This is a genomic window from Streptomyces sp. NPDC058534 (assembly GCF_042717365.1).
Taxonomy (GTDB): Bacteria; Actinomycetota; Actinomycetes; order Streptomycetales; family Streptomycetaceae; genus Streptomyces.
The window spans coordinates 31,761-52,420 of record NZ_JBHXNW010000062.1 but is presented as its reverse complement, the minus strand read 5'-3'; the positions used below and the strand labels follow the sequence as shown (position 1 = coordinate 52,420).

The 20,660-nt window shown below is 68.6% G+C and carries 19 protein-coding genes, 1 tRNA gene, 1 other RNA gene and 1 pseudogene; 8 read left to right on the top strand and 14 right to left on the bottom strand.

What is annotated here, in order from left to right; all coding sequences use genetic code 11:
* Together ACFWR9_RS30780 and ffs are read right to left on the bottom strand one after the other, a co-directional pair.
* Nucleotides 1–2,202 (bottom strand): DNA polymerase III subunit gamma and tau (locus tag ACFWR9_RS30780; protein WP_383847564.1); only part of this gene is annotated, 2,202 nt, incomplete at its 3' end.
* A 48-nt stretch (nt 2,203–2,250) separates the two neighbouring features.
* An RNA gene (gene ffs / locus ACFWR9_RS30775) (signal recognition particle sRNA small type) lies at nt 2,251–2,345 on the bottom strand.
* A 74-nt stretch (nt 2,346–2,419) separates the two neighbouring features.
* Here ffs and ACFWR9_RS30770 point away from each other — a divergent pair.
* The 4 genes from ACFWR9_RS30770 to ACFWR9_RS30755 all read left to right on the top strand — a co-directional run bounded on the left by ACFWR9_RS30770 (nt 2,420) and on the right by ACFWR9_RS30755 (nt 5,995).
* Nucleotides 2,420–2,507, top strand: a tRNA-Ser gene (locus tag ACFWR9_RS30770).
* 379 nt (nt 2,508–2,886) lie between these two features.
* A complete protein-coding gene (locus tag ACFWR9_RS30765) occupies nt 2,887–3,204 on the top strand; it encodes a hypothetical protein (RefSeq protein WP_383847562.1) in 318 nt (105 codons plus the stop codon).
* 377 nt (nt 3,205–3,581) lie between these two features.
* Entirely contained in the window at nt 3,582–5,258 is a 1,677-nt protein-coding gene (locus tag ACFWR9_RS30760; protein ID WP_383847560.1) for an Eco57I restriction-modification methylase domain-containing protein, read from the top strand.
* 11 nt (nt 5,259–5,269) lie between these two features.
* Nucleotides 5,270–5,995, top strand: a complete 726-nt coding sequence (locus tag ACFWR9_RS30755) for a PaeR7I family type II restriction endonuclease (protein ID WP_383847558.1) — start codon at nt 5,270–5,272, stop codon at nt 5,993–5,995.
* A gap of 334 nt (nt 5,996–6,329) precedes the next feature.
* On the opposite strand, the gene ACFWR9_RS30750 is transcribed toward ACFWR9_RS30755, so the two are convergent.
* The 5 genes and pseudogenes from ACFWR9_RS30750 to ACFWR9_RS30730 all read right to left on the bottom strand — a co-directional run.
* Nucleotides 6,330–6,947, bottom strand: a complete 618-nt coding sequence (locus ACFWR9_RS30750) for a hypothetical protein (RefSeq protein ID WP_383847556.1) — start codon at nt 6,945–6,947, stop codon at nt 6,330–6,332.
* Nucleotides 6,940–7,365 (bottom strand): hypothetical protein, encoded by a 426-nt coding sequence (locus ACFWR9_RS30745; RefSeq protein WP_383847554.1) that lies wholly within the window; start codon nt 7,363–7,365, stop codon nt 6,940–6,942. Before ACFWR9_RS30745 ends, ACFWR9_RS30750 begins: the two co-directional genes overlap by 8 nt.
* Before the next feature lie 37 nt (nt 7,366–7,402).
* Entirely contained in the window at nt 7,403–8,455 is a 1,053-nt protein-coding gene (locus ACFWR9_RS30740; protein WP_383847552.1) for a hypothetical protein, read from the bottom strand.
* Between the two features lie 181 nt (nt 8,456–8,636).
* Nucleotides 8,637–9,149: a hypothetical protein gene (locus ACFWR9_RS30735; RefSeq protein ID WP_383847550.1), complete on the bottom strand. Its 513-nt coding sequence runs from the start codon at nt 9,147–9,149 to the stop codon at nt 8,637–8,639.
* 760 nt (nt 9,150–9,909) lie between these two features.
* Nucleotides 9,910–10,089: pseudogene (locus ACFWR9_RS30730) on the bottom strand (site-specific integrase); the annotation flags it as partial.
* Between the two features lie 25 nt (nt 10,090–10,114).
* Here ACFWR9_RS30730 and ACFWR9_RS30725 point away from each other — a divergent pair.
* Entirely contained in the window at nt 10,115–10,573 is a 459-nt protein-coding gene (locus tag ACFWR9_RS30725) for a hypothetical protein (protein ID WP_383847548.1), read from the top strand.
* Nucleotides 10,574–10,659: 86 nt separating this feature from the next.
* Here the strand turns inward: ACFWR9_RS30725 and ACFWR9_RS30720 are convergent, their stop codons facing one another.
* The 3 genes from ACFWR9_RS30720 to ACFWR9_RS30710 form a co-directional block, all read right to left on the bottom strand.
* Nucleotides 10,660–10,932, bottom strand: coding sequence for a hypothetical protein (locus ACFWR9_RS30720; protein ID WP_383847546.1), 273 nt, complete (start codon nt 10,930–10,932; stop codon nt 10,660–10,662).
* 135 nt (nt 10,933–11,067) lie between these two features.
* Nucleotides 11,068–13,155: a hypothetical protein gene (locus ACFWR9_RS30715; RefSeq protein ID WP_383847544.1), complete on the bottom strand. Its 2,088-nt coding sequence runs from the start codon at nt 13,153–13,155 to the stop codon at nt 11,068–11,070.
* Nucleotides 13,156–13,826: 671 nt separating this feature from the next.
* On the bottom strand, nt 13,827–14,144 hold the full coding sequence (locus ACFWR9_RS30710; RefSeq protein ID WP_383847542.1) for a hypothetical protein: 318 nt from the start codon (nt 14,142–14,144) through the stop codon (nt 13,827–13,829).
* A 38-nt stretch (nt 14,145–14,182) separates the two neighbouring features.
* Between ACFWR9_RS30710 and ACFWR9_RS30705 the strand changes: the two genes are divergently transcribed.
* Both ACFWR9_RS30705 and ACFWR9_RS30700 read left to right on the top strand, forming a co-directional pair.
* The gene (locus ACFWR9_RS30705) at nt 14,183–15,004 is read left to right on the top strand and encodes a hypothetical protein (protein ID WP_383847540.1); all 822 of its coding nucleotides are present in this window, start codon (nt 14,183–14,185) and stop codon (nt 15,002–15,004) included.
* On the top strand, nt 15,001–15,264 hold the full coding sequence (locus tag ACFWR9_RS30700) for a hypothetical protein (RefSeq protein WP_383847538.1): 264 nt from the start codon (nt 15,001–15,003) through the stop codon (nt 15,262–15,264). The genes ACFWR9_RS30705 and ACFWR9_RS30700 overlap by 4 nt, the downstream gene beginning before the upstream one ends.
* A gap of 348 nt (nt 15,265–15,612) precedes the next feature.
* Here the strand turns inward: ACFWR9_RS30700 and ACFWR9_RS30695 are convergent, their stop codons facing one another.
* From ACFWR9_RS30695 to ACFWR9_RS30680, 4 genes are all read right to left on the bottom strand, one after another.
* Entirely contained in the window at nt 15,613–15,966 is a 354-nt protein-coding gene (locus ACFWR9_RS30695; RefSeq protein WP_383847536.1) for a restriction endonuclease, read from the bottom strand.
* Between the two features lie 11 nt (nt 15,967–15,977).
* Entirely contained in the window at nt 15,978–17,714 is a 1,737-nt protein-coding gene (locus ACFWR9_RS30690) for a tyrosine-type recombinase/integrase (RefSeq protein ID WP_383847534.1), read from the bottom strand.
* Nucleotides 17,715–17,725: 11 nt separating this feature from the next.
* On the bottom strand, nt 17,726–18,025 hold the full coding sequence (locus ACFWR9_RS30685) for a helix-turn-helix domain-containing protein (RefSeq protein WP_383847532.1): 300 nt from the start codon (nt 18,023–18,025) through the stop codon (nt 17,726–17,728).
* Between the two features lie 156 nt (nt 18,026–18,181).
* A complete protein-coding gene (locus ACFWR9_RS30680; RefSeq protein WP_383847530.1) occupies nt 18,182–18,748 on the bottom strand; it encodes a helix-turn-helix domain-containing protein in 567 nt (188 codons plus the stop codon).
* Between the two features lie 269 nt (nt 18,749–19,017).
* Between ACFWR9_RS30680 and ACFWR9_RS30675 the strand changes: the two genes are divergently transcribed.
* Complete coding sequence (locus ACFWR9_RS30675; RefSeq protein ID WP_383847528.1) at nt 19,018–20,553, top strand: DnaB-like helicase N-terminal domain-containing protein; 1,536 nt, start codon at nt 19,018–19,020, stop codon at nt 20,551–20,553.
* Nucleotides 20,554–20,660 lie beyond the last annotated feature (107 nt).

The following is a 20,660-nucleotide window of genomic DNA, read 5'->3' as shown; positions in this document are numbered from 1 at the left end:
CGCGCGGGCGGGGGCGCGCGGGGGGGGGGGGGGGGGGGGGCCGCGCGGCCCCGCGGGGGGCGCCCCCCCCCCCCCGGGGGGGGGGGGGGGGGGGGGGGGGGGGGGGGGCGCCCCCCACGGCCGCTGGGCGGGCGCGCCGCCCCCGAAGCCACCGCCACCGCCAGCGCCAGAGCCAGCGCCGAAGCCGCCACCCCCGCCGCCGGAACCGCCGTGGCCACCGGAGGGCCCGGCGGGAGGCGGAGGTGCCGAACCGCCGGAGGGGTCGACGACCGCGTCGATCTTCCACTGCACGTTGAACTGCTCGGCCAGGGCCTGGCGCAGCACGTCCTCGCTGCCGCTGCTCACGAAGTTGTCGCGAGCGCCGGCGTTGACGAAGCCGATCTGGAGGGAGGTGCCGTCGAAGCCGGTCACCTGGGCGTTCTGGCTGAGCAGGATCCAGGTGAACCGACGGCGGTTCTTGACCGCCTCCAGGATGTTGGGCCAGAGCGAGCGGGGGTCGACCCCTCCGCCCGGCGGCGGGGAGGCGGGCGGAGGCGTGGAGGCGGCCGGTGCGGGTGCCGACGCGGCGGGCGGAGCCGCGGCGAGGCCGGGAGCGGCCGGCGTCCGGGCCTGTCCGCCGCCCGCCGGTGCCGCCGTGGGCCACCCTCCGGGCCGCCGCCCGCCACCGGCGGGTGCCGCGGTCGGCCAGGCACCCGGCGCGGGGGCGGGACCGGGCTCGGCGGCAGGAGCGGGAGCGGGGGTCGGAGCGGGAGCGGGGGTCGGAGCGGGTTCGGCGGCGGGAGCGGGTGCGGATGCGTGAGGGGGTGCGGGTGCGGGAGCGGCATGAGGCTGCTGCCCACCACCGTGGGAGCCGCCGCCCTCGCCCTCACCAGGACCGGCACCGGTCGCCGGATCCGCCGGGCCACCCTGTGCCCGTACGGCCGCCCGGGCCGCCGCGGGCCCGCCGCCCGGCGCGACCGGAGCGGCGGCGCCTCCGCCACCGGTGTGCGCCTCGGGCCCCGGCACGTACCCCATGGCAGGCGCGCCCGCGCCCCCGGAGAACTGCACACCGCGCTCGATCCGGTCCAGGCGCGCCATCACCGACCGCTCGTCGCCGTACGCGGCGGGCAGCAGCACGCGCGCGCAGATCAGCTCCAGCTGGAGACGGGGCGAGTGGGCGCCGCGCATCTCGGTCAGCCCCTCGTTGACGATGTCGGCGGCCCGGCTCAGCTCGGCTGCGCCGAAGGACCTCCCCTGGGCCTGCATCCGCTCGATGACGTCGGCGGGGGCGTCGATGAGCCCCTTCTCCGCCGCGTCGGGCACGGCGGCGAGGATCACCAGGTCGCGGAGGCGCTCCAGCAGGTCGGTGACGAAGCGCCGGGGGTCGTTGCCGCCCTCGATGACGCGGTCCACGACCCCGAAGGCGGCCGAGCCGTCCCCTGTGACGAACGCCTCGACGACGGAGTCGAGCAGCGAGCCGTCCGTGTAGCCGAGCAGGGCGGTCGTCATGTCGTACGTCACACCGTCCGCGCCGGCGCCGGCGAGCAGCTGGTCCATGACGGACATGGAGTCACGGACGGACCCCGCGCCGGCCCGGACGACCAGCGGCAGCACCCCGTCCGCGACCGGGATCTCCTCCTTGCCGCACACCTCGGCGAGGTAGTCCCGCAGGGTGCCGGGCGGCACGAGGCGGAAGGGGTAGTGATGGGTACGCGACCGGATGGTCCCGATGACCTTCTCGGGCTCGGTGGTCGCGAAGATGAACTTGAGGTGCTCCGGGGGCTCCTCGACAACCTTCAGCAGGGCGTTGAAGCCCTGCGGGGAGACCATGTGGGCCTCGTCGATGATGTAGATCTTGTACCGGCTCTGGGCGGGCCCGAAGAAGGCCTTCTCGCGCAGGTCACGGGCGTCGTCCACGCCTCCGTGCGAGGCGGCGTCGATCTCGATGACGTCGATGGACCCCGGCCCGTTCCTCGCGAGGTCCTGGCACGACTGGCACTCGCCGCAGGGGGTCGGCGTGGGGCCCTGCTCGCAGTTCAGACAGCGGGCCAGGATCCGGGCGCTGGTCGTCTTGCCGCACCCGCGCGGACCGCTGAACAGGTACGCGTGATTGACCCGGTTGTTCCGCAGCGCCTGCTGCAGCGGGTCGGTGACATGCCCCTGCCCGATGACCTCGGCGAAGGACTCCGGGCGGTAACGGCGGTAGAGCGCGAGAGACGACACGCATACGAGGTTATAGGCGTCCACTGACAACCGGATCGCCCCGCGAACGCGAACGCCCCCCACGCACCCGCCAGAGCCGACCTACCCTTGCTGCCTTCCGGCCCTGGGGGAGTTCAGTCAGATAGCGCCGCGTGAGGGGCTGGGCCACACGTTACCCGATGTGGGGCGCTCAGAACGAGTTCGCAAGCACTCCTCCACGTCATGTAATGTTCTCGGCGGAGGATTCGCCTAGAGGCCTAGGGCGCACGCTTGGAAAGCGTGTTGGGGGCAACCCCTCACGAGTTCGAATCTCGTATCCTCCGCCAGTGCCTCACCGGGCACGAAGTCGAAGGGCCCCACCGTTCGCGGTGGGGCCCTTCGTCGTGCGTGGTCTCAGTTTTGGTCTCAGTTGCCGTGCTGCTTCGCCGCAAGTGCGGTGGCGGGGCGGCACGGCCGGCCCGCACGGGCACACCTCTGCTCGAACCCCGGAGGGAGCCATCCACCGCTCAGCAGCCGAGGATGCGCGGGAAACGCGGTGATGGCGGCGACAGCGAAGGCAAGAGACGCCCATGGGGTGTGCACCATCGTCGTCACCTGCTGGCCGCGAGTGTCGATGAAGGTCGTCTGGAACGTAGCAACGCTCACGAGGTCAATCGTGCTGAGGGCCCTCCAATCGAGGTCGAGCCCGATGGTGCTACTCGCAAAGTGCAGCTTCTGCCGGGTGATCGTCACCTCTCCCGGACCATCGACCAGCCATCGCGGTTGGGCGTTTCGCGCTGCCTGGCGCCGCCGGGCGGAGTTGCCGACAGCGGAACCCACAAGGCTCCCGATGACGAAGGCAGGAGGGCCGACAGCAACTACGTTGCTGTGCTGGTAGCGCCCATTACCGGGGGCTCGCCAGGTCGAGCGCTGACCGGGACCGACAGCAAGGGCAAGGTCCCCGCGTTCCAAGCGCGCCGTCGTGGCGATCAGCGGGCGGCGAGCAAGACCACTTGTCAGGAGATCCGCGACGATCTCGCATGAGTGCCACAGGTGTTCATCCAGAGACGACCACGCGGGACGATTCTCTTGCTCCGGTGGCGGCGCGAAAGGATTGACCTCTGTCACTCTGCGGATCCGTTCCCCCGAAGGCTTGATCACATAGCGCGACCAAGCATATCCAGAGGGCTCCACAGCCGGGTGACAGTTAGGGATCTCGCCCCGTAGAGATCGATCTTCGCGAGAGCCAATACCTCCGGGGGGCCAGAGCACACTCTCATTCATCGCGGGTACGCATGCACGTCAACCTCACGGGACGCACGCGCCCGATACTCCGCGGATGCAGGCAGATCACTCCCTTGATCGCGAGCGCCCCTGTGGATAACTCTCGTGGCCGGAATCCTCCCTAGTAGTGTCAAGACGTGGCCACTCCCCTGTTCTTCGACACCGCCCTCCACTCCCTCCCCTCGGTTCCCGAGGAGGCCGTGGAGCACGGCGAGGTGTTCACGCGGCGCTGGGTCGTCGATCTGATCCTCGACCTGGTGGGCTACACTGCGGACAAGCCCCTCTATGATCTGAAACTCGTGGAGCCCGCCTGCGGGTCAGGAGCGTTTCTGGGAGCCGTGGCTTCGCGGATCAGTGCATCCTGCCGGGAGCAGAGCCGCCCCATCGGTGACGCACGCGGGGCTGTGCGTGCGCTCGACCTGCTGGAGCGCAATGTCCGCAGGAGCCGCGAAGTAGTCGAGAAGCACTTGGTCGGCGATGGCTGGGACCCAGCCGAAGCCCAGCAGGTGGCGGAGTCCTGGGTCGAGCAGGGGGACTACCTACTACAGCCTGAGGCGACCCAGCACGCGGACTACGTGATCGGCAACCCGCCCTACATCCGCCTGGAGGACGTCCCCGCCGACCGGATGGCGGTCTACCGCCACGCATGCCCGACCATGGGCGGCCGTGCGGACATCTACGTCGGCTTCTTCGAAGTCGCGCTCCGCAGCCTCAGGCCAGGAGGCCAGCTGGGCTTCATCTGCGCGGACCGCTGGATGCGCAATCAGTACGGCCGGCGGCTCCGGCAACTGGTGACCAAGAACTTCAGCATGGACCTGGCTCTGGTCATGCACGATGTCGATGCGTTCGACGACCAGGTTTCGGCCTACCCAGCCATCACGCTCATCAGCAAGCGGCCCCAAGGCACCGCCGTAGCAGCGGACACCACGCGAGCCTTCGATGCGTTCCAAGCCACCGACTTCGCGCGCTGGTACGCGAGTGATCGAACCGAAGCGGTTGCGACGGACGCTTTCCAGGCTGCTCGCATGCCGCACTGGTTCCCGGACGAAGACTCGTGGCCGAGCGCCTCACCAGCCCGGCTGGCTGTGCTCGAAGAGCTGACAGAGCGCTTCCAACTGCTCGAGAACGACGGCACCGGTACCCGGGTCGGCATCGGGATCGCGACAGGCGCAGACAAGATCTTCCTCACCAACGATGGCAAGTTGATCGAGGATGATCGGCTGCTGCCGATGGCTATGGTCCGCGACACCACAAGCGGGACCCTGAACTGGAACGGCACCTACCTGGTCAATCCCTGGTCGGCCGGCGGCGACCTGGTCGACCTCACTGCGTATCCGCGGCTTGCCCGGTATCTCGAGGAGAACGGCGCAGCGCTGCGCAAGCGCTACGTGGCGGTCAAGCAGCCGCACCGCTGGTACAAGACCATCGACAAGGTCGATCACAAGCTGACCCGGCGGCCCAAGCTGTTGTTCCCGGACATGAAGCTGACGATCCATCCGGTACTCGACAAGGGCGGACTGTACCCTCACCACAACCTGTACTTCATCGTCTCGGACGTCTGGGACATGCGCGTGCTGGGTGGTCTGCTGCTCTCCAAGGTCGCGGAAGCATTCGTGGAGGCGTACGCGGTCAAGATGCGAGGGGGGACCCTCCGCTTCCAGGCCCAGTACCTCCGCAAGATCCGGGTCCCCCACCCGGAAGCGATCAACGAGCGTGACCGGGACGCCTTGGCGGCAGCCTTCGACAAGCGAGACGTGAGGGCAGCCACGGAGGCCGCCCTGCGCGTCTACGGACTTGCCGAACTGCCTGACTAGGAGGACGGATCTTGACGGTCACTCGCCAGGATTTCGAGGACGCGATAGCAACTTACTGGGATGCCAGGAAGCTCCAGCGCGAACAGTCGGCGATCAAGGCTGCGGTCGGCGCCGGCACAGCCGGATCCGTACGCGGTGGCAAGCACTTCGACGCGATCGCGTTCCTCCTGTCGAAGTTCTTCCTCGAAGCCGGCTACCCGCCCGAGAGCATCCGGGTCACCAAGAAGCAAGGACTCGAACTTCCCGGCTACTACCGCCCCCAGAAGCAGTGGGACCTTGTGGTCGTCCACGAGGGCGTCCTTGTCGCAGCCTTCGAGCTCAAGGCATTGGGTGGCCCCTCGTTCGGCAACAACTACAACAACAGGGTCGAGGAAGCGCTCGGCAGCGCGGTGGACCTGCGACGAGCAGCCTTGGCTGACCTGTATCCGAAGGAGAAGCCCTGGCTCGGCTACTTCTTCATCATGGAAGACCACCAGAAGTCGCGGAACCCGGTCAGGATCGCGAAGGGTGCGTTGCCCATCGACTCACCATGGTGTGGAACCTCCTACCAGGACCGCTTCGGGATCTTCTGTGAGCGCCTCGTGGCGGAGCAGTTGTACGACGCCGCCTGCTACGTCACATCATCGGCCGAGGAGCCCAAGCCCACGGAGCTGGTGGAGAGCCTTGACTGGCGACACTTCTCAGCAGCCATAACTGCCCGCCTCACGTATCTGAAGGAGCTTGGGCTCCCCGGTTAGGAAGACGCGGGGCCTCGACCAGCCTGGTCGAGGCCCGGTGTTCGGATGCCTTCGCAGGGGCGAGGGCCCCTTACCTCGATCTTGCGTGACGGTCCGCCGGCGGAGTCGGTCGGCCGTTTTCGTGTGGTGGGTAGAGGGTGGGCAGGTCGGGGGCCCAAATGTCGTCTCGGGGTGGCGCCGGGTTCCACTGCTCCGGGGTGGTGAGGGGCTCTCGTAGGAACGAGTAGATCTGCTGGTCACCGGGGTTCGGTAGGAGTGCGAGCCGTTCGAGGGCCTCGGTGATCACGTGGGTCCAGGGCCAGTGCCGGCCGGGGACGGGGGTATGCGTGTCGTCTCACGGCGAGCCGCCGGCGGGGCCGCCGGGAGCACCGGGGGCCGTCCCACCGGCCGGGGGAGCGGGCACGGGTGGGGGTGGCATGGCGCGGCGCAGGCGCGGGAGGAGCCGGCGGGCGCGGCCCCGGGGGCGAAGGTGCGCTTCCACCGCGGCCATGTATCGCTCGCGGACATCCGCCAGCGCCCGCAGGTCGATGACCGACGTCGGGATCACCATCGCCGTGTCATCCGCCACTGGGGGCGAGCGCCACGCATCCTTCATGCTCTGTCCGGCCACCGTCCGCGTACGGGCGACGAGTTCGTCATACGCGGCGCCCACCTCCGGAGCCTCGAAGCGGACCCACGCCTCGTGCCAGGTCAGTCTGGACTGAATCTCCCGCAGCTGCTCCGACAGGCGGACCCGCTCCTCTGCGGCGGCGTCCGCGCGGCGGCGCCGCACGGCGTAGGCCATCTCCGCGTACTGGATGCTCACCTCATACGCGCTCGCGAACAGTTCCTGCTTCCGCTCCCGTAGCTGGGCGCGGCGGCCAATCCGCGCCTGGACGCCGAGGACGAGGCCGGTAACGAGTGCGGCGAGAACGGCGGCGTAGGGGCCGAAGTCCTTGATCGCGTCAGCCAATGATGTGGTCCTGTTCGTCGAGGCCCGGCGAACCGTGGCCGTGGGGTGCTTCGAAGCCCGGCCAGATGCTGGTGGCGCGATAGGCAGACTCCCAGCGCAGGTGGCGGACGATGATCGCGACGAGGAGCCGCCCGCCGTCACCGGGCGACCAGCGGCGCGAGGGCGCGTCCTTCGGGTACCAGAGGCAAAGGGAACCGTCGGGGTTGCGGTGGGCGGGGCAGTCGGGTCCGCGTGCGTGGACGCGGGGGAATGCCGGATCGCCGGGGGCGAAGACGATGCGGAGACTGTGTGAGGGCAGGATCCGCACGTGCGGGTAGACCTGGACGGTGAACCCAGACGCGAAGTCGGCGGGCTTGTCCACCTCGCGCACGTCGAGCCCCGTTGAACGCATCCCGGTCAGCAGCTTGGCGCGGGCCATGGGACGCGCGAACCAAGGACGGCGCGCGGGACGCCCGTCACCGCTCAACGACCGTGTCCTCCCGCCACGAGCGCGTCTTCGGGATGAGCAGGCTCGTGCCCGCCAGACCCAGGCTGGCAGTGGTGCTCAGGGGAGTGGAGGCGGCGGAGAAGGCGCGCTCGCGTTCACGCATCGTCTTGGGGAAGAGGTGCTCCATGACCTCCGCCACCGTGTCGATGTCGTCGGGGTCGGCTAGGGCCTTCGCGAGCCTGTCTGCGGCGACCCGCAGCCGCCGCTCGGCGTCCGCGTCGGGGATCAGCGGCTTGAGGTCGGGCGAGACAGAGCGCGGATCCTTGGTCGGCTCGCCGCGCTGGAGGCGCAGGGCGGCCTCCAGCAGCACCGTGTGGACCGCGCCGACAAGGCCCATTCCCGGCTCGACGAACTCGTAGGACCAAACGGAGAGTTGGTGTGAGGAGAAGCCTGGCTTCGCGGCCTGAGCATTCCACGCCTTGAGGATGCGGATGGCGCGGCGCCGGGTGCGCCGCAGGGCGTCGGCGCCGGACGTCAGCAGCTCTACGTGGCCCTGGGGGTCGCTGGCACTCCATGCCCTTGTGGAGCCCGGGGCCTGCTCCAGGTCGGGGATCCACAGTCCGCGCCCATCGCGGCGGCGCAGCGCCACGATGAGATCGACCGTGACATCCGTGCCGTTGACCGGGGCGCCGAAGTGAATCTTGAGGCCCCGCCGGGACGTGCACACCCGCGCCTTGGGGTAGAACGGGGTGCGCTCCGGGTCGCGGAGCTTCGGACCGATGAACGCGACAAGTTCGTCGGTGACGGTGTGCGGAGCCTCTCCTTCTCCGTCAGGACCAAGCTTCGGGTGCCGGACACGGTCCAGGATGATCCCGCCGTCCCCATCGCTGACGGCTCCCGCGTGCGGCTGAATGTGGGTGCGAACGGGGATCGAACCCGAGCTGTACGACGTACGGCCCTCGGGGTGCTGCTCGGCCAACATGCGGGCCAGTACCAGACGTTCGCGCGTCGCCGCGAGGACGTCGGGATCTACGTTGATCAGAGTGAGCAGGTCGTCGAACTGCTTGTGCAGATGTGCCATGACCGTTCCTTGCGGGCGGGGGTGCGGTGCGTGGACAGACAGCCGGCACGGGTGTGTACCGTGCTCCGAGTCTGACGCACACCACTGACAACGCCCCCGCGCCCAGCGGGAGTCATAGCCCAGCGCGGCCCGGTCGATGAGACGGTCACCGAGATCACGGACCGGCGCCGCCCGCCGGGTCTCACGACTCCTCGGAGTCATCGGGTTCTTCCTTGCCCTGGACCAGGATCCTGCCTCCGACGAAGACCACACCCAGAGCGAGCGCGGAACCGACACCGACCATGGCCTTCTTCAGCAGACCGTCCACGTGGCGCTTGTGCTCGGTGTCCTTCTGAGAAGCAAGTCTTGCCGTTTCCTGGATGAGTTCGAGGAGGTGCTTCCTCTGCTCCCAGGTCAGGTCGCCCCTGTGGAGTTCCCGCTCGAAGATCTCCCGGTTCGCCCGGAGGGCCTGGTAAACCTGATCCAGGCTATGCCTGCCGTCCGCGAGAGTGGCCTCGTGGGCCTTCTCGATGGCGCCGAAGGCATCCGTGGCGAACTTCCTGAACTCGGGGAACTGTTCGACGATCTTCATGGCCACTTCGGTGTCCATGTCAGGCATCATGGCCGCGAACCTGACCGCCTTCTCCTTGGAGAGGTGCCTCCAGGTGTCGATTCCGAGCGCGCGCATGATCTCGGCTTCGTTCTTGTACTTCATGCCGTAGGGCCTCCATTGCTCTCCTTCGCAGCGCGTTCTTCCGCCCTGCGGGCCGCTAACTCTGCCCATCGCCGTACGTGGAGGGATTCCGCGCCCGGTCCACTGCCTGAGCGCACGCCTCCCCGTGGGCCGACGAGACCGCGTTCTCGTCCATGCCGCGCACGTGGGCCTCGATCTCCTGGCCTGGCCGACGAGAAGTGTGCCAGCGGACTGGCAGGTCCGTGTCCAGATCGGGCTCGAAGTCCCACGCCCATGTCGACCATCGGGCAGGAGTCCCGACATTGAGCGGTTCACCTCCCGTCAGGAACACGGCATGAGCGTGGTGCACCATCCGGCGGTCGGGAATCTCGTGGCGGATGAGCTGGTCTCCGCCTCCCGCCTTGGCCTCCCAGTGTTCCCGCCCCATCTCCTTGACCGGCGCACAGCGCCGGTCTTGTCGGTGACGGCTCGGCGGACGTCGGCGGGGAGCTGGTCGAAGGGGATGCGAGACATGGACACGCGCTGTTCCTCATGGGGCTCGGAGCGGCGGCTGGAGCCTTCTCGGATACGAGGTCCTGAACGGCCGCCACGCCGACTACCACCGAGGGCGTTGACGCCCTCCCCCGACTCGGCGCCATCGCCGAGTCCCTACAGCTCCGCACCGGTGGATGCTCCGGCTGCACGAAGGTCGGTGCGCTTTTGCCAGAAGATGCAGGCGATCGGCAGCTCCGCCGGCACCGCCCACCAGGTCCACCGCACCCTCCGTACCGCGCTCAACGAAGAGGGCCTCGCCCTGACGAAGCCCGAGCGCCAGGGCGATGACCCAGCGGGCCGCGTTGCGGTGCTTCCCCGCCTCTGCCACGAGGCGTTGGACCTCCTCGACCGAGTAGGGCTCGACTTCGTCCTCTTCGAGGCGCGGGGCCTTCGCGATCGTCGCCGGATTCCGGACGGCGTGCCCACGCCCTGGCTCACCCGACCTGGCACTCGTGGCAGCCGCACTCACCGAACTGCAACAGGTCACCGCCCCGGCCGACATCGGGATCAAGGACGCGGTGGACCGCTGGGCGGACTACGCCCCGCCCGGAACACTGCAGTACTTCAGCGGCGACACACTGCTGCACACCGACTTCGCACCGGACAACGTCCTGATCGCCGACAGACGCGCCTGCCTCATCGACTGGGCGTGGCCAACGCGCGGTGCGGCGTGGATCGACCCGGGCGCCTTGGCCCTGCGGCTCATGGACGCCGGCCACTCAGCAGAGGACGCGGTGGCCTTCGCAAGCCACTTCCCGTCGTGGGAGAACGCCGATCCTCAGGTGCTGACGGCATTCGGGGCAGCGACTGCGGCGCTTTGGCGCGAGATCGCCGAAGAGAACCCGACGCCCTGGAAGCACGGGATGGCGGAGCAGGCGGCGAAGCTAAGGGACATCCTCCGACAGCGATAGGGCCTTCCAGCCCTCGATCCGCAGCGCGGGCTGCCCGGACCAACTGCTGTGGTCCGGGCAGCCCGTTTGCCATGACGCCTCCAGCTTTACGGGGAGGGTGCCGGCGCGGGCTGATTGACCGGCGCCGTGGTCATGGTCGAGGGCTGCGTGGGGGTCGTTGCGTCACGTGCGGTGTTGTCTATTCCGCCGAACAGCGCCCAAAGCATCATCACGACAGCGACAGCGGCACCGATGGCGCCGACGATGTCGCCTTTCCCCTTGGAACCGGGGATTTTGTCCGTCGTGTGTTTGTGAACGAAGTAACAGAGCACGAGTCCGGCCGTCAGAATGGCGGCGCGGAGACCGTCGATGGTGATCATTGCTGGGCTTCTCCTACAGGCTCGGAGCCTGCCTGCCCTGGCCCGCTCGGGTCCGGCAGGCAGGTACCACCCAGGGGGCCGCTGCAAGTGCTGGCGCCCCCGGGGCCTCTTCTCAGTGGGCTGGGTGGTGGCCTGTCAGGTCTGGGTGCGGTCCGCGTCCGGGGTCCGGCCGGGGTGCGGTTCGGCGGGAGGCCGGACATCGATCAGCAGGTCTTCCAGAGCGCGTACGTTTTCCCGGACCTCCTGCCAGTCGGCCCGGCTGCCCATGGGGTGTTCCTTGAGCGGGTTGGGGAAGTCGGCGGCCTCGGTGATCAGGTTCTTCACGGTGCTGACCGCTTGGCCCAGGTTGTCGAGCAGGTCGATGCGGCGCTGCTCGTTGCGGTCTTCTCGGGACTGTGTTCGCCCGGCCGTTGCCGCTTGCGCTGCGCGGAGCTTGCGCCGTTCCTTGGCACTGCGGTCGGGGTCGGCCTGCTCGAAGAGGTGTCCCTCGCGCAGGGTCTGCAGGGCAGCGCCATCCGGGATGGGCTGGCTCTGAGAGTCCACGTGCAGGTACGTGTAGTCCGCCTGGACCGAGCGGCCCTCGCCGGTGCCGCCGGCCTTGGTGGGGTCAAATGTCTCTAGCACGGTCTGCGCCTGCCGACGTCCGTGGGAGGTGGCGGCCCAGGGGGAGAGGAGCGCCGGGGGCGTGGCTCGGTACGGGACACGGCCGTCATCGACCTTGCTGCCGGTGTCTCGGGTGAGGACGGCGTCCGCCATCAGCGCGGTGCCCGCCAGGACCATCAGGGTGGTGACCGCGTTGTGGTCACCGTCGTCCGCCAGCAGGCGCACGGATTCCGGGGAGCCGACCACCGGCGTCCAGTTCTGGAACACCTCCGGGGTCAGGGCACCGCCGTTGCGCCAGGCACGCCGGGCGACGTCCGTGGTATCCGGCTTGACGGCGCGCCAGGGGAGGTCGATAAGGACCCCGAGAAATCCGGCGTACCGCTCGTCACGCACCTGACCGAACCCACGGTCGCTGCGGATGAACCTCTTCGCCTCCACGAAGATGTGCGGCCGAGTCAACGTGTGCACAATCAGTAGTGCCCGCCACAGCGGCGTCAGGCGTCCGTCCGGGTCGCACACGGAGTGCCGCTCCAGGCCGAAGTCCGCGACCAGGACGTTGACGTCGTCGACGGTGAGTCCGTCCTCGGCAGCGAGCGTGGCGAACGTCTGGCTGATCAGCCCCCGGGCCAGAAGATGGCCGACCATGCGCCGCGCGGTCATCGCGTCCTGAGCCGCGTCCCTCCAGGGGTTCACGCTGATGTGCCGAGCGCTCTGGGCGGTGGCGATCGCGGCCGGCAGAGTGTCAGGCGCGGCGTCTTCGGAGATGACGGCGCCGACGACCAGGCGCAGTGGGATGCGGCGCGCTTGCAACTGACGCAAGGTGGGCATGCTCAGGCCGTCCCGCTCCAGGGCTGCGTTGTACTGCTCCGCGTCGCGGATGTACGAGCGTCGGCGCGCCGCGCGGGACGCGTTGAAGGTGTCGCCGAAGGACGTCGCGACCCGTCGAACCATCTCGGCCGCGTTAGCGGCAGGATCGTGCAGCCGGGCGCGGCCGGCACTCACTGCCCTGGAAATGCCGTCGTACAGGCCCGCGATGTACGTCGTCGGGCTCCCGTCGTCGTAGTGGGCCTCCGAGATGACCGCCTCGACCGGCGTCATTACGCCGTTGCTGAGGATCGAGTCGCTGTAGTCGGCCCCCTCCTGCCGCAGAGTCCCCATGGCCACGGCCTCCACGAGCGCCCGCGCTTCTGCCGGGCTGGCGAAATCCACCCTCAGCTGGGCGAGCTGGTGGCCGGAGTCGTCGACCACCCCGGTGGGCTTGGGCGAGGTGGGGGCGTTGACGAGGTGCGAGAGTCTCGGGTTGCCGAGCACCGTGGAGAGAGAGGCGGCATCGGCGACACCTTCGAGGAAGTACAGCGCGGTGGCCCCGGCGTAGAAGGTGCCCAGGCCGTCGACGCCGTTCTTGTGGGTGGCCAGGAGAACAAGCCGGGGTACGTCCAGGAAGACGCCCGTCGCAGCCTCGATGGCTTCGAGCGAGAGATTGATCCGCGGGTTGTCCCGCATGGCCCGCCGGAGCGTTCCCAGCTCCTTCGGCTCCGGGATGGGGAGCGGCTGGGGGACGTGCTCGATGTCCAGGACGCTGCCGTCCTCGGACGTGATCTGTACGCGTGAGGAACTCATGAACGAGATTCCTGTCGTTCATTAGTGTTCCGCAGCACTTGCGCGGAAGACACTCCCACCTGGAGAACAGGCAGACGCGGGCACGACGGCTACCGCGTGAAACCGTCCACGCCAGACCGGTGACGAGACAGGCCATCGAGGGAAGAGCTGGTTTCCACCCAGCTGTCCCGGGCCGCTGCAGGGTTGCCGCCCACCAACGCCAACTACCGTGGTGAGCACGTCCGTTACTGAGCGCTTCTCTGTTCGTAGCGAGAGAGTGTAGCTCCTTTCGGACTGAGGCAGTCGGTGCTTCAGATCGGTCCTGGTGCGTCCGCAAGCCGGAGACTGTCGGCGCTTACGAGCGGGTTGACATGGGGCATCCCGGCTGTTCGCCGTACGGCCAGGCTCCTGGGCGAAGCGACCTGTTCGTCATCGACGATCTCAATGAGAATGCCCGCCCATCTGGACTGCGGATGCATCACCGTCAGGGACCTGCATGCGCGTGCGTCGCACGGGTCTGGGCTCCTGACGGCCTCGACGGGGGTTGCATTCAGCCCCGTTCGGCACACCCTCCTGGATCCGCTCAGTCAACCCCTCACGAGTTCGAATCTCGTATCCTCCGCCAGTGCCTCACCGGGCACGATGTCGAAGGGCCTCACCGTTCGCGGTGGGGCCCTTCGTCGTGCTTGGTCTCAGTTGCGGTGATCGGACGGGGTCGGACCTCGGCGAGCTGCGTGGCTGAGCAGATTTGCCGATGGTGCCGCCCAGGACGTGGGCCGCACATCGGTGCCGGTGAAGAGTTCGGCGATCCGGTTGGCCTGCTTGCTGGGGCCGGACAGATAGAGCGTCGGGTACTTGCCGCCCATCGGAGGCGATCCGACCACGGCGGCATCGATGACCGGCATCGGGTCCAAGTCCTGCCATCGCTGACCGCCGAAGCACAGCGCCAAGAAATTATCGGCAGCGCCAAAAAAAGTCGCAGCAAAGTGTGGGGTCTCGAGTCTTCGCATCCATATGAGTCGCCAGGCTTACAACTACCGTACGAGGATTGGTGTTGCTCAAAATGATCAGCAGGGGCGACGAGGCCGAGCTGAAGGTGAAGATCCCATTCGAGGACGGGGACGATCCGCCTCCCCCGACCCTCATTCAGGACCGGAGGCTGTACGACGAGTTGCTGCGGGTGGAGTTCCGCGGCCCCCGCTACGACGTCTTTGCCCAGGAGCTGTGGACCTACGGCATCCGCACCCTGACGGCATGGATGCGCACGGGTGCCATCTCCAGTCACTGCCACCGCTACAACGTGGCCTTCGACGCCTCGGAGGTCGAACTGTCCATCCTCGCCCGGACCTCAGAGGTACGCGAAGCCCTGGCCGTGGACAGCGTGACGGCGGCCGCACCCCGCTTCCTGGAGCGCTCGCTGCGCGGCGGCGAATGGAACCCGGACAAGGGCGCCAGCATGTTCACCTTCTTCGTGGGCGGATGCGTCATGGCCTTCGGCGACGTCTTCAAGACCTGGTCCCGGAAGCGGCGCCGGGAAGTGAAGGTGATGGCTTACGGGCTCCTCAACCTCACCGAGACCGACGCCGTTTTCCCCGGTCAACTCAGTCTGTTCGACGACCCCGCTGAAACGGTCGCCTCGCGTGACACGCTGCGACGGATACTGAGCGAGGCCACCCCGGAGGCTGCTGCCATCTGCACGCTGATGCTGCGCCGCCCGGAGCTGAACCAGCGCGAAATCGGTGCTCTGCTGGGCGGTATGAGCGCCCGCGCGGTCGAGGGACAGCTGCGCCGCCTCCGCGGAACCGCTCGCGTGCTCGCGGCGAGCGGGAAGATCAGTCGGCCGCAGTTCTTCGAGGCAGGCCAGCGATGACCGTACAGATCTCCTCCGAAGCCGTAATGCTCCTCGTCATCGGCTGCGTCGTCGGGCTCGCCGTCTACAAGCACACCACGCGGACCCATACCGGTGCCTCCACCCGAGGAGACCTGGTGGGCGCGATCGGAGCGGCAGTGGGCGTCATGACCGTCCTGGCGCTTCTCTTCAGCCTAGGAGACGCCGACGAGACGTTGCAGCGGCCAGGCCCGGCATCGGGGCCGACGACGATGACGAGCGCGGAAACCCGAGCTCCGTGAAGCACACGGTCTCCGCTGCCTGTCCGGCGTGCATGGTAGCAATCAGGTAGCCCCTTGCCGAGGGATTCTGGATGACGGTGAGCACGGCGGTACAGCCGTGCTCTATCTACGCGGCCCGGAGGCGTACGGCACCAAAGTGGCTGAGTATCGTGATCCGGCCTCGCGCCACCCGAGGCCGGTTACTTCTCGTACGCCTGCTTCCAGCGCGCTCGGTGACGGGAGTCACCCTGCCCTTGGCCGTTCACCTCACTCAGGGACAGCAGAGAGGCCCCGTTGTTCCACAGCCCGAGGTGATCCCGGTGCACGGCAAGAATTCCGTGCTGCAGGGCAAACCTCTCTGAGGGGCTGCTAAACCGCGTGGTCGTGACGAACACGGCCAGGTCTGCCGAAGTGCACCTTGGCGCCCAGCAGATCGCGCAGTTCACGGATCGCAATCGTGCTGGTCGGCGCGTAGCGCTTGCACTGGATCACCAGGCTCCGGCCGTCCGGGAGGCGGCCGACGACGTCAGCGCGGTTGTCGTTCGCACCGCCCACCCGTCGCACCTGTGTGCAGCCGTCCCGTCGGCACAGGCTTGCGACCAGGTCCTCGAACTCGGTGCCGGTCATCGCGTCCACCTTGGCGAGTGTCCGGTGCCCGGCCTTCACCGCCTCTTCCTGCCGCCACAGACGGTCCCGCCCGCTCGCGAGCCTGTCCCCACCCACTTCATCTCCGGCTACCGCTCCTCGCTGTCGCCGTACTTCCCCGGATCCTTCGCGCGATCCACAGCCTGTGCACAAGCAGCGGCAAAGGCAGCCGTCACGGCTCCTTCGTCCGTGCCGCTCGCCCGAACGTCGATCTCGCCTCCGAGCCGGCGAGCTGTGCCCCAGCGCACCACCTGGTCGGTGTAGAGATCCGTCTCGAACTCCCAGGCGTCCACGGACCACGGATCGGGACGATTAGCCGGCTCACGCGCCCCGCCGGGCAGGAAGGCGGCGTGGGCATGGTGGACAACGCGCCGGTCGGGCAGGCGGTCACGAACAGCGCTTGGGGCACCAGCCCCGTCCCACTCCTCGACCTCCGCCATCTGCCCTGGCCGTTCGAAGCGCCAGCGTTCCACGAGGAAGTCGGCGTGCCCGCGATCGCGGAAGGGGACGAGGTACTCGCCGATGCGAGCGACGTACACCAGCACCCCGCCGGGAGCGGGCGCCCCAGCGGTGGCCTCCTCTCCTCCGTCACCGGACACAGGCCACAGCAGTCCGCTGACCTTGGCGGCCGTGTCCCTCAGGACGCGACCGGTCAGGTGCTGGTAGCGGCGTCGCATCCGGGCGGAGTTGCCAGGCTCCCAGCCCATGATCCGGTCCACCACGGCGTCGGGGACGCCGAGGATGAGCAGCACGGTCGCGGCCGTGTGGCGAGCATCGTGGAGGCGGCCGTCGCGAACGCCGGATGCCTTCAGCAGGTCCTTCCACCGGTGGTAATCGGTGTTGGGGTTGAGCGGCTCACCGGTCGGCGAGGTGAACACGTACCCCTTCTCCACCCACAGGTCACGGGCGAGTACTCGCTCGCGGGCCTGCTCCTCCTTGTGCTGCCGGAGCAGCTTCAGGAGTTCCTCGGGGACACCGATCGGGCGCTTGCCCGCCTTGGACTTCGTGCCCTTGGTCTCCTTACGGATGTTGACCTTCTGCGGGCAGTACCCGGACTTACGGCCGCAGCGATCACCGCAGCCGTGCTTGTAGCGGGGCCGCAGGCGACTCTGCCGGACACGGATCACACCGGCATCGAAGTGGACGTCCTCCCACGTCAGGCCGAGGACCTCGCCCTGACGCAGGCCGAGCGCGAGGGCGATGACCCAGCGAGCGGTGTTGCGGTGCTTCCGGGCTTCCAGCAGGAGGCGCTGGACCTCCTCAATGGTGTACGGCTCGACCTCCTCTTCCTCCAGCTTCGGCGCCTTGGCGATCGAGGTGGGGTTGAGGGTGATGTGTCGCCGCCGCACAGCCTCGTTGAGGGAGGTGTTCAGGGTGCGGTGGGCCTGGTGCGCGGTGCCGGCGGCGCTGCCGGCCTCCTGCATCTTCTTGTAGAGCCGCTCGATGTGCTCGGGCTCGAGCTTCTCCAGGCGATGGGCGCCCAGGCCGGGGATGAGGTGGCGGTAGACGGCGGCTCGGTAGCCGTCGATCGTGTACTCGCCGACGCTCGGCGCGGCGATGTTCTCCACCCAGTGCGTGAGCCAGGTTTCCACCGTCCAGTTCTGGCCGGCCTTGCGGACGCTTCCGGCGTCGCGCAGGCGTTCCAGGTCGCGTACGACCTTGGTGATCTCCGCGCGCGTCTTGCGGCTGGCGTGGCGGCGGTCCGGACTGCCGTCGTCCTTGACGCCGACGGTGACGCGGCCGTGCCAACGCCCGTCCTTGCCGAGGTAGATGGTGGAGGCGCCGTTGGGCTGGCGGGACGTGCGGGGCTTCTTCGGCTGTGCCATGTGCGCCCCGCTCAGGCCGCGGCGCCGAAGTCCGAGAGCCGATAGCGGCGGGCCAGGAATTCTCCGACCGCCTCGGCGGGTATGCGGCGCAGGCTGCCGATCTTGACGGATCGGATCTCGCCGGAGGAGACGTACTCGTACATCTTCGTCCGGCCGATGCCGAGGCGGCGGGCCGCCTCCTCGACGGTGAGCCCGACGAGGGTGGGGTCGCCGGTTTCGTCGTCCCGCTCGGGCATCAGGGCACGCAGGGCGCCCTCGGGGATGCCGAGCAGGTGGGCGATCTGGGTTACGGGCAGGGGGAACTCGGGCAAGAGGGCTCCTCACCCGGTCACGTACGGAGCGCCAACTCCGGTCGGACCGGTCATGGTGGTGTGGGTGGTGGTTGGGCGGTTGCGCAGACGCGCGAAGGTGCCGCGGTGGAGGGCCCTGGGTGTTCGCAGCACCAAGGGCCTGGCGGCAGGCGGGGGTTATTCGTCGACGGCAGTGTCGGCAGCAGCCGACGGCCGGTAGGCATCCCCGAGCCAGCGGATCAGCCGGGAGCGGGCTCCCTTGTGGCGGTGGAAGTCGCCGTTGGAGGCAGCGTCCAGTTCGCCGGCCAGCATGTTGCGGACCATGGTGTCCTGGTCCGGGTTGGCCTTGGTGTACTCGCTTAGCTGGTCCTGGATGGCGTCCATGGACTTGCCCAGGGCGCGCCATTCCTTCCACCGCTCGACGTACTCGCCGATCAGCCGGCGGATGATCGGGTTGGCCATCTGCCCAGGCGGACTGGACAGTTCGTCGAGGGTCATGTCGAAGACCTTGCAGAAGCCGAGCGCCTCGTCGGTGTTGACGCGGCGGCGCGGCTTGCCGCTCTCGATGCGCCAGATCGCGGACTGGCCGATGGGGTGGCCGGCCTCGGCCATCTTCTCCGCCAGGGTGACCGAGCTCCAGCCGCGCGCCTCGCGCTCCAGCTTCACGCGCTCGGCGATGTTGTCCTCGACCGGAGGCCGCGCATTCGAGGTGCTCGCGTCGTCGTCGCCCTTGCCGCTGGCCATCTTCACCTCCTCGTCGTGCGGGCCTGCCGTACATCTGCGGCCTAGGGTGAACCAGTTAACATCATTTGGAAGCCGAATGCAACTAGACGTCTCCCGAATGCCTAGGGTACGCTTATGACGTCCGGCGGTGAACACGGCTGGACAAGCAGAAACCCCCGGTGCTGGAACACCGGGGGCGAAGCGGAAACCCTCACAACCGCCCAACCATGACGATCTGGACCGGTGGCCGGAGTTGGCGCTCCATGTGGCCTGCCGGGAGAGGAGTCCTATTGACCCAGAGTACGGGTCACATGCAGGAGATGCCATCCCACTTCGGATACGGCCCCGCGCCGTCCCCGGACGAGTCTGCGCAGGCTCCTTTCAACCTCGAAGCCGAGTGCGCGGTGCTCGGCGCCTGCATGCACGACAGCGACGTCATCGACACGATCCGGCCCATCCTGGGTGACGACGCCTTCTACCGGCCTGCCCACGAGACGGTCTGGCGTGCGCTGCTCGCCCTGCACCGCGAGGACAGGCCGACCGACCCGATCGTCCTGACCGAGCTGCTCCAGCAGCAGGGCGATCTGCAGCGCGTCGGCGGAGCCAGCTACCTGCACCAGCTAGCGAGCGTGCTCTACGGCACCGGCAACGCGGAGCACCACGCGGAGATCATCCGCCAGAAGGCCGACCTCCGCCGCCTGCGCGCCTCCGCCGTACGGACCGTCCAACGCGCACAGGAACCGGGCGCCGACCCCGAGGCGATACGCAGCGAGATCGAAGCGGACGTGCGCGCCGAGCGAGAGCGGGCGCTGGCCTCGGGCCAAGGTCGCCTGAACCGCTTCGCCAGAGATGGGTGGACCTTCGTCCAGGAGACCGGCGCGGATACCGAACCCCTATGGGGGACCCGCGACAAGACCGTCTGGTCCTCCGGCGAGAGCCTGATGATCGTCGGCGCTCCGGGCGTCGGCAAGACCACCCTGGCCCACCAGGTGATCTTCGCTCGCCTCGGCCTGCAGGAGACCGTCCTGGAGATGCCGGTCGCCCCCAGCAGGCGGGTGCTCTACCTGGCCATGGACCGGCCGAAGCAGATCGCCAAGGCCATGAAGCGCCGGGTCTTCGACACCGACGAGAAGATTCTGCGCGATCGGCTCGTGGTCTGGGAGGGGCCTCTGCCCGCCACCCTGGACAAGGAGCCCGACCTCCTTGCCGACCTCGCCGCCGCGCACCAGGCCGACACCATCGTGATCGACAGCCTCAAGGACGCGGTCAGCACCATGGTGGACGACGGCCTCGCCGTCGCCTTCCACAACGCCCGCAACCGGGCCCTGCGAGGCGGCGTGGAGATCATGGAGCTGCACCACCAGCGCAAGGCCACCGCCGACGCCCCGCGCGGCCAGCGCCCCACCCTGGACCAGGTCTACGGCTCCACCTGGTACGTCTCCGGCGCGGGCAGCGTCCTGTTCGTCACCGGCAAGGCCGGCGACCCCGCCGTCACCCTGCACCACCTCAAGACCCCCACCGGCGAGATCGGCCCGCTCGACGTCACGCACGACCATGCGCGCGGCACCACGACGGTCGACCCGACCAAGGACCCCGCCGTCCTCCTGCGCACAGCCCCGAACGGGTTGAGTGCACGGGAACTGGCAACCGTCCTGACCGGCGGAGGCGATCCCGAACGCGCCGACGTAGAGAAAGCCCGGCGCCACCTGAGCCGCCTCGTCGACAGCGGCCTGGCGAACAGGGCCGACGGCATCGCCGGAGGAGCAGGAGGCGGGCAGCAGACCCGCTACTACGCCTCCGCACGCCACCTCACCGCCGTCGGCTGAGCCCCACCAGCCCACGCGAAGCGATCACGCGACCGTACACGCGGCCCTCACGCGAACACCCCGCCGTGAACCGCTCACAGCGCACACGCTCACCGCAAAACCGCAGG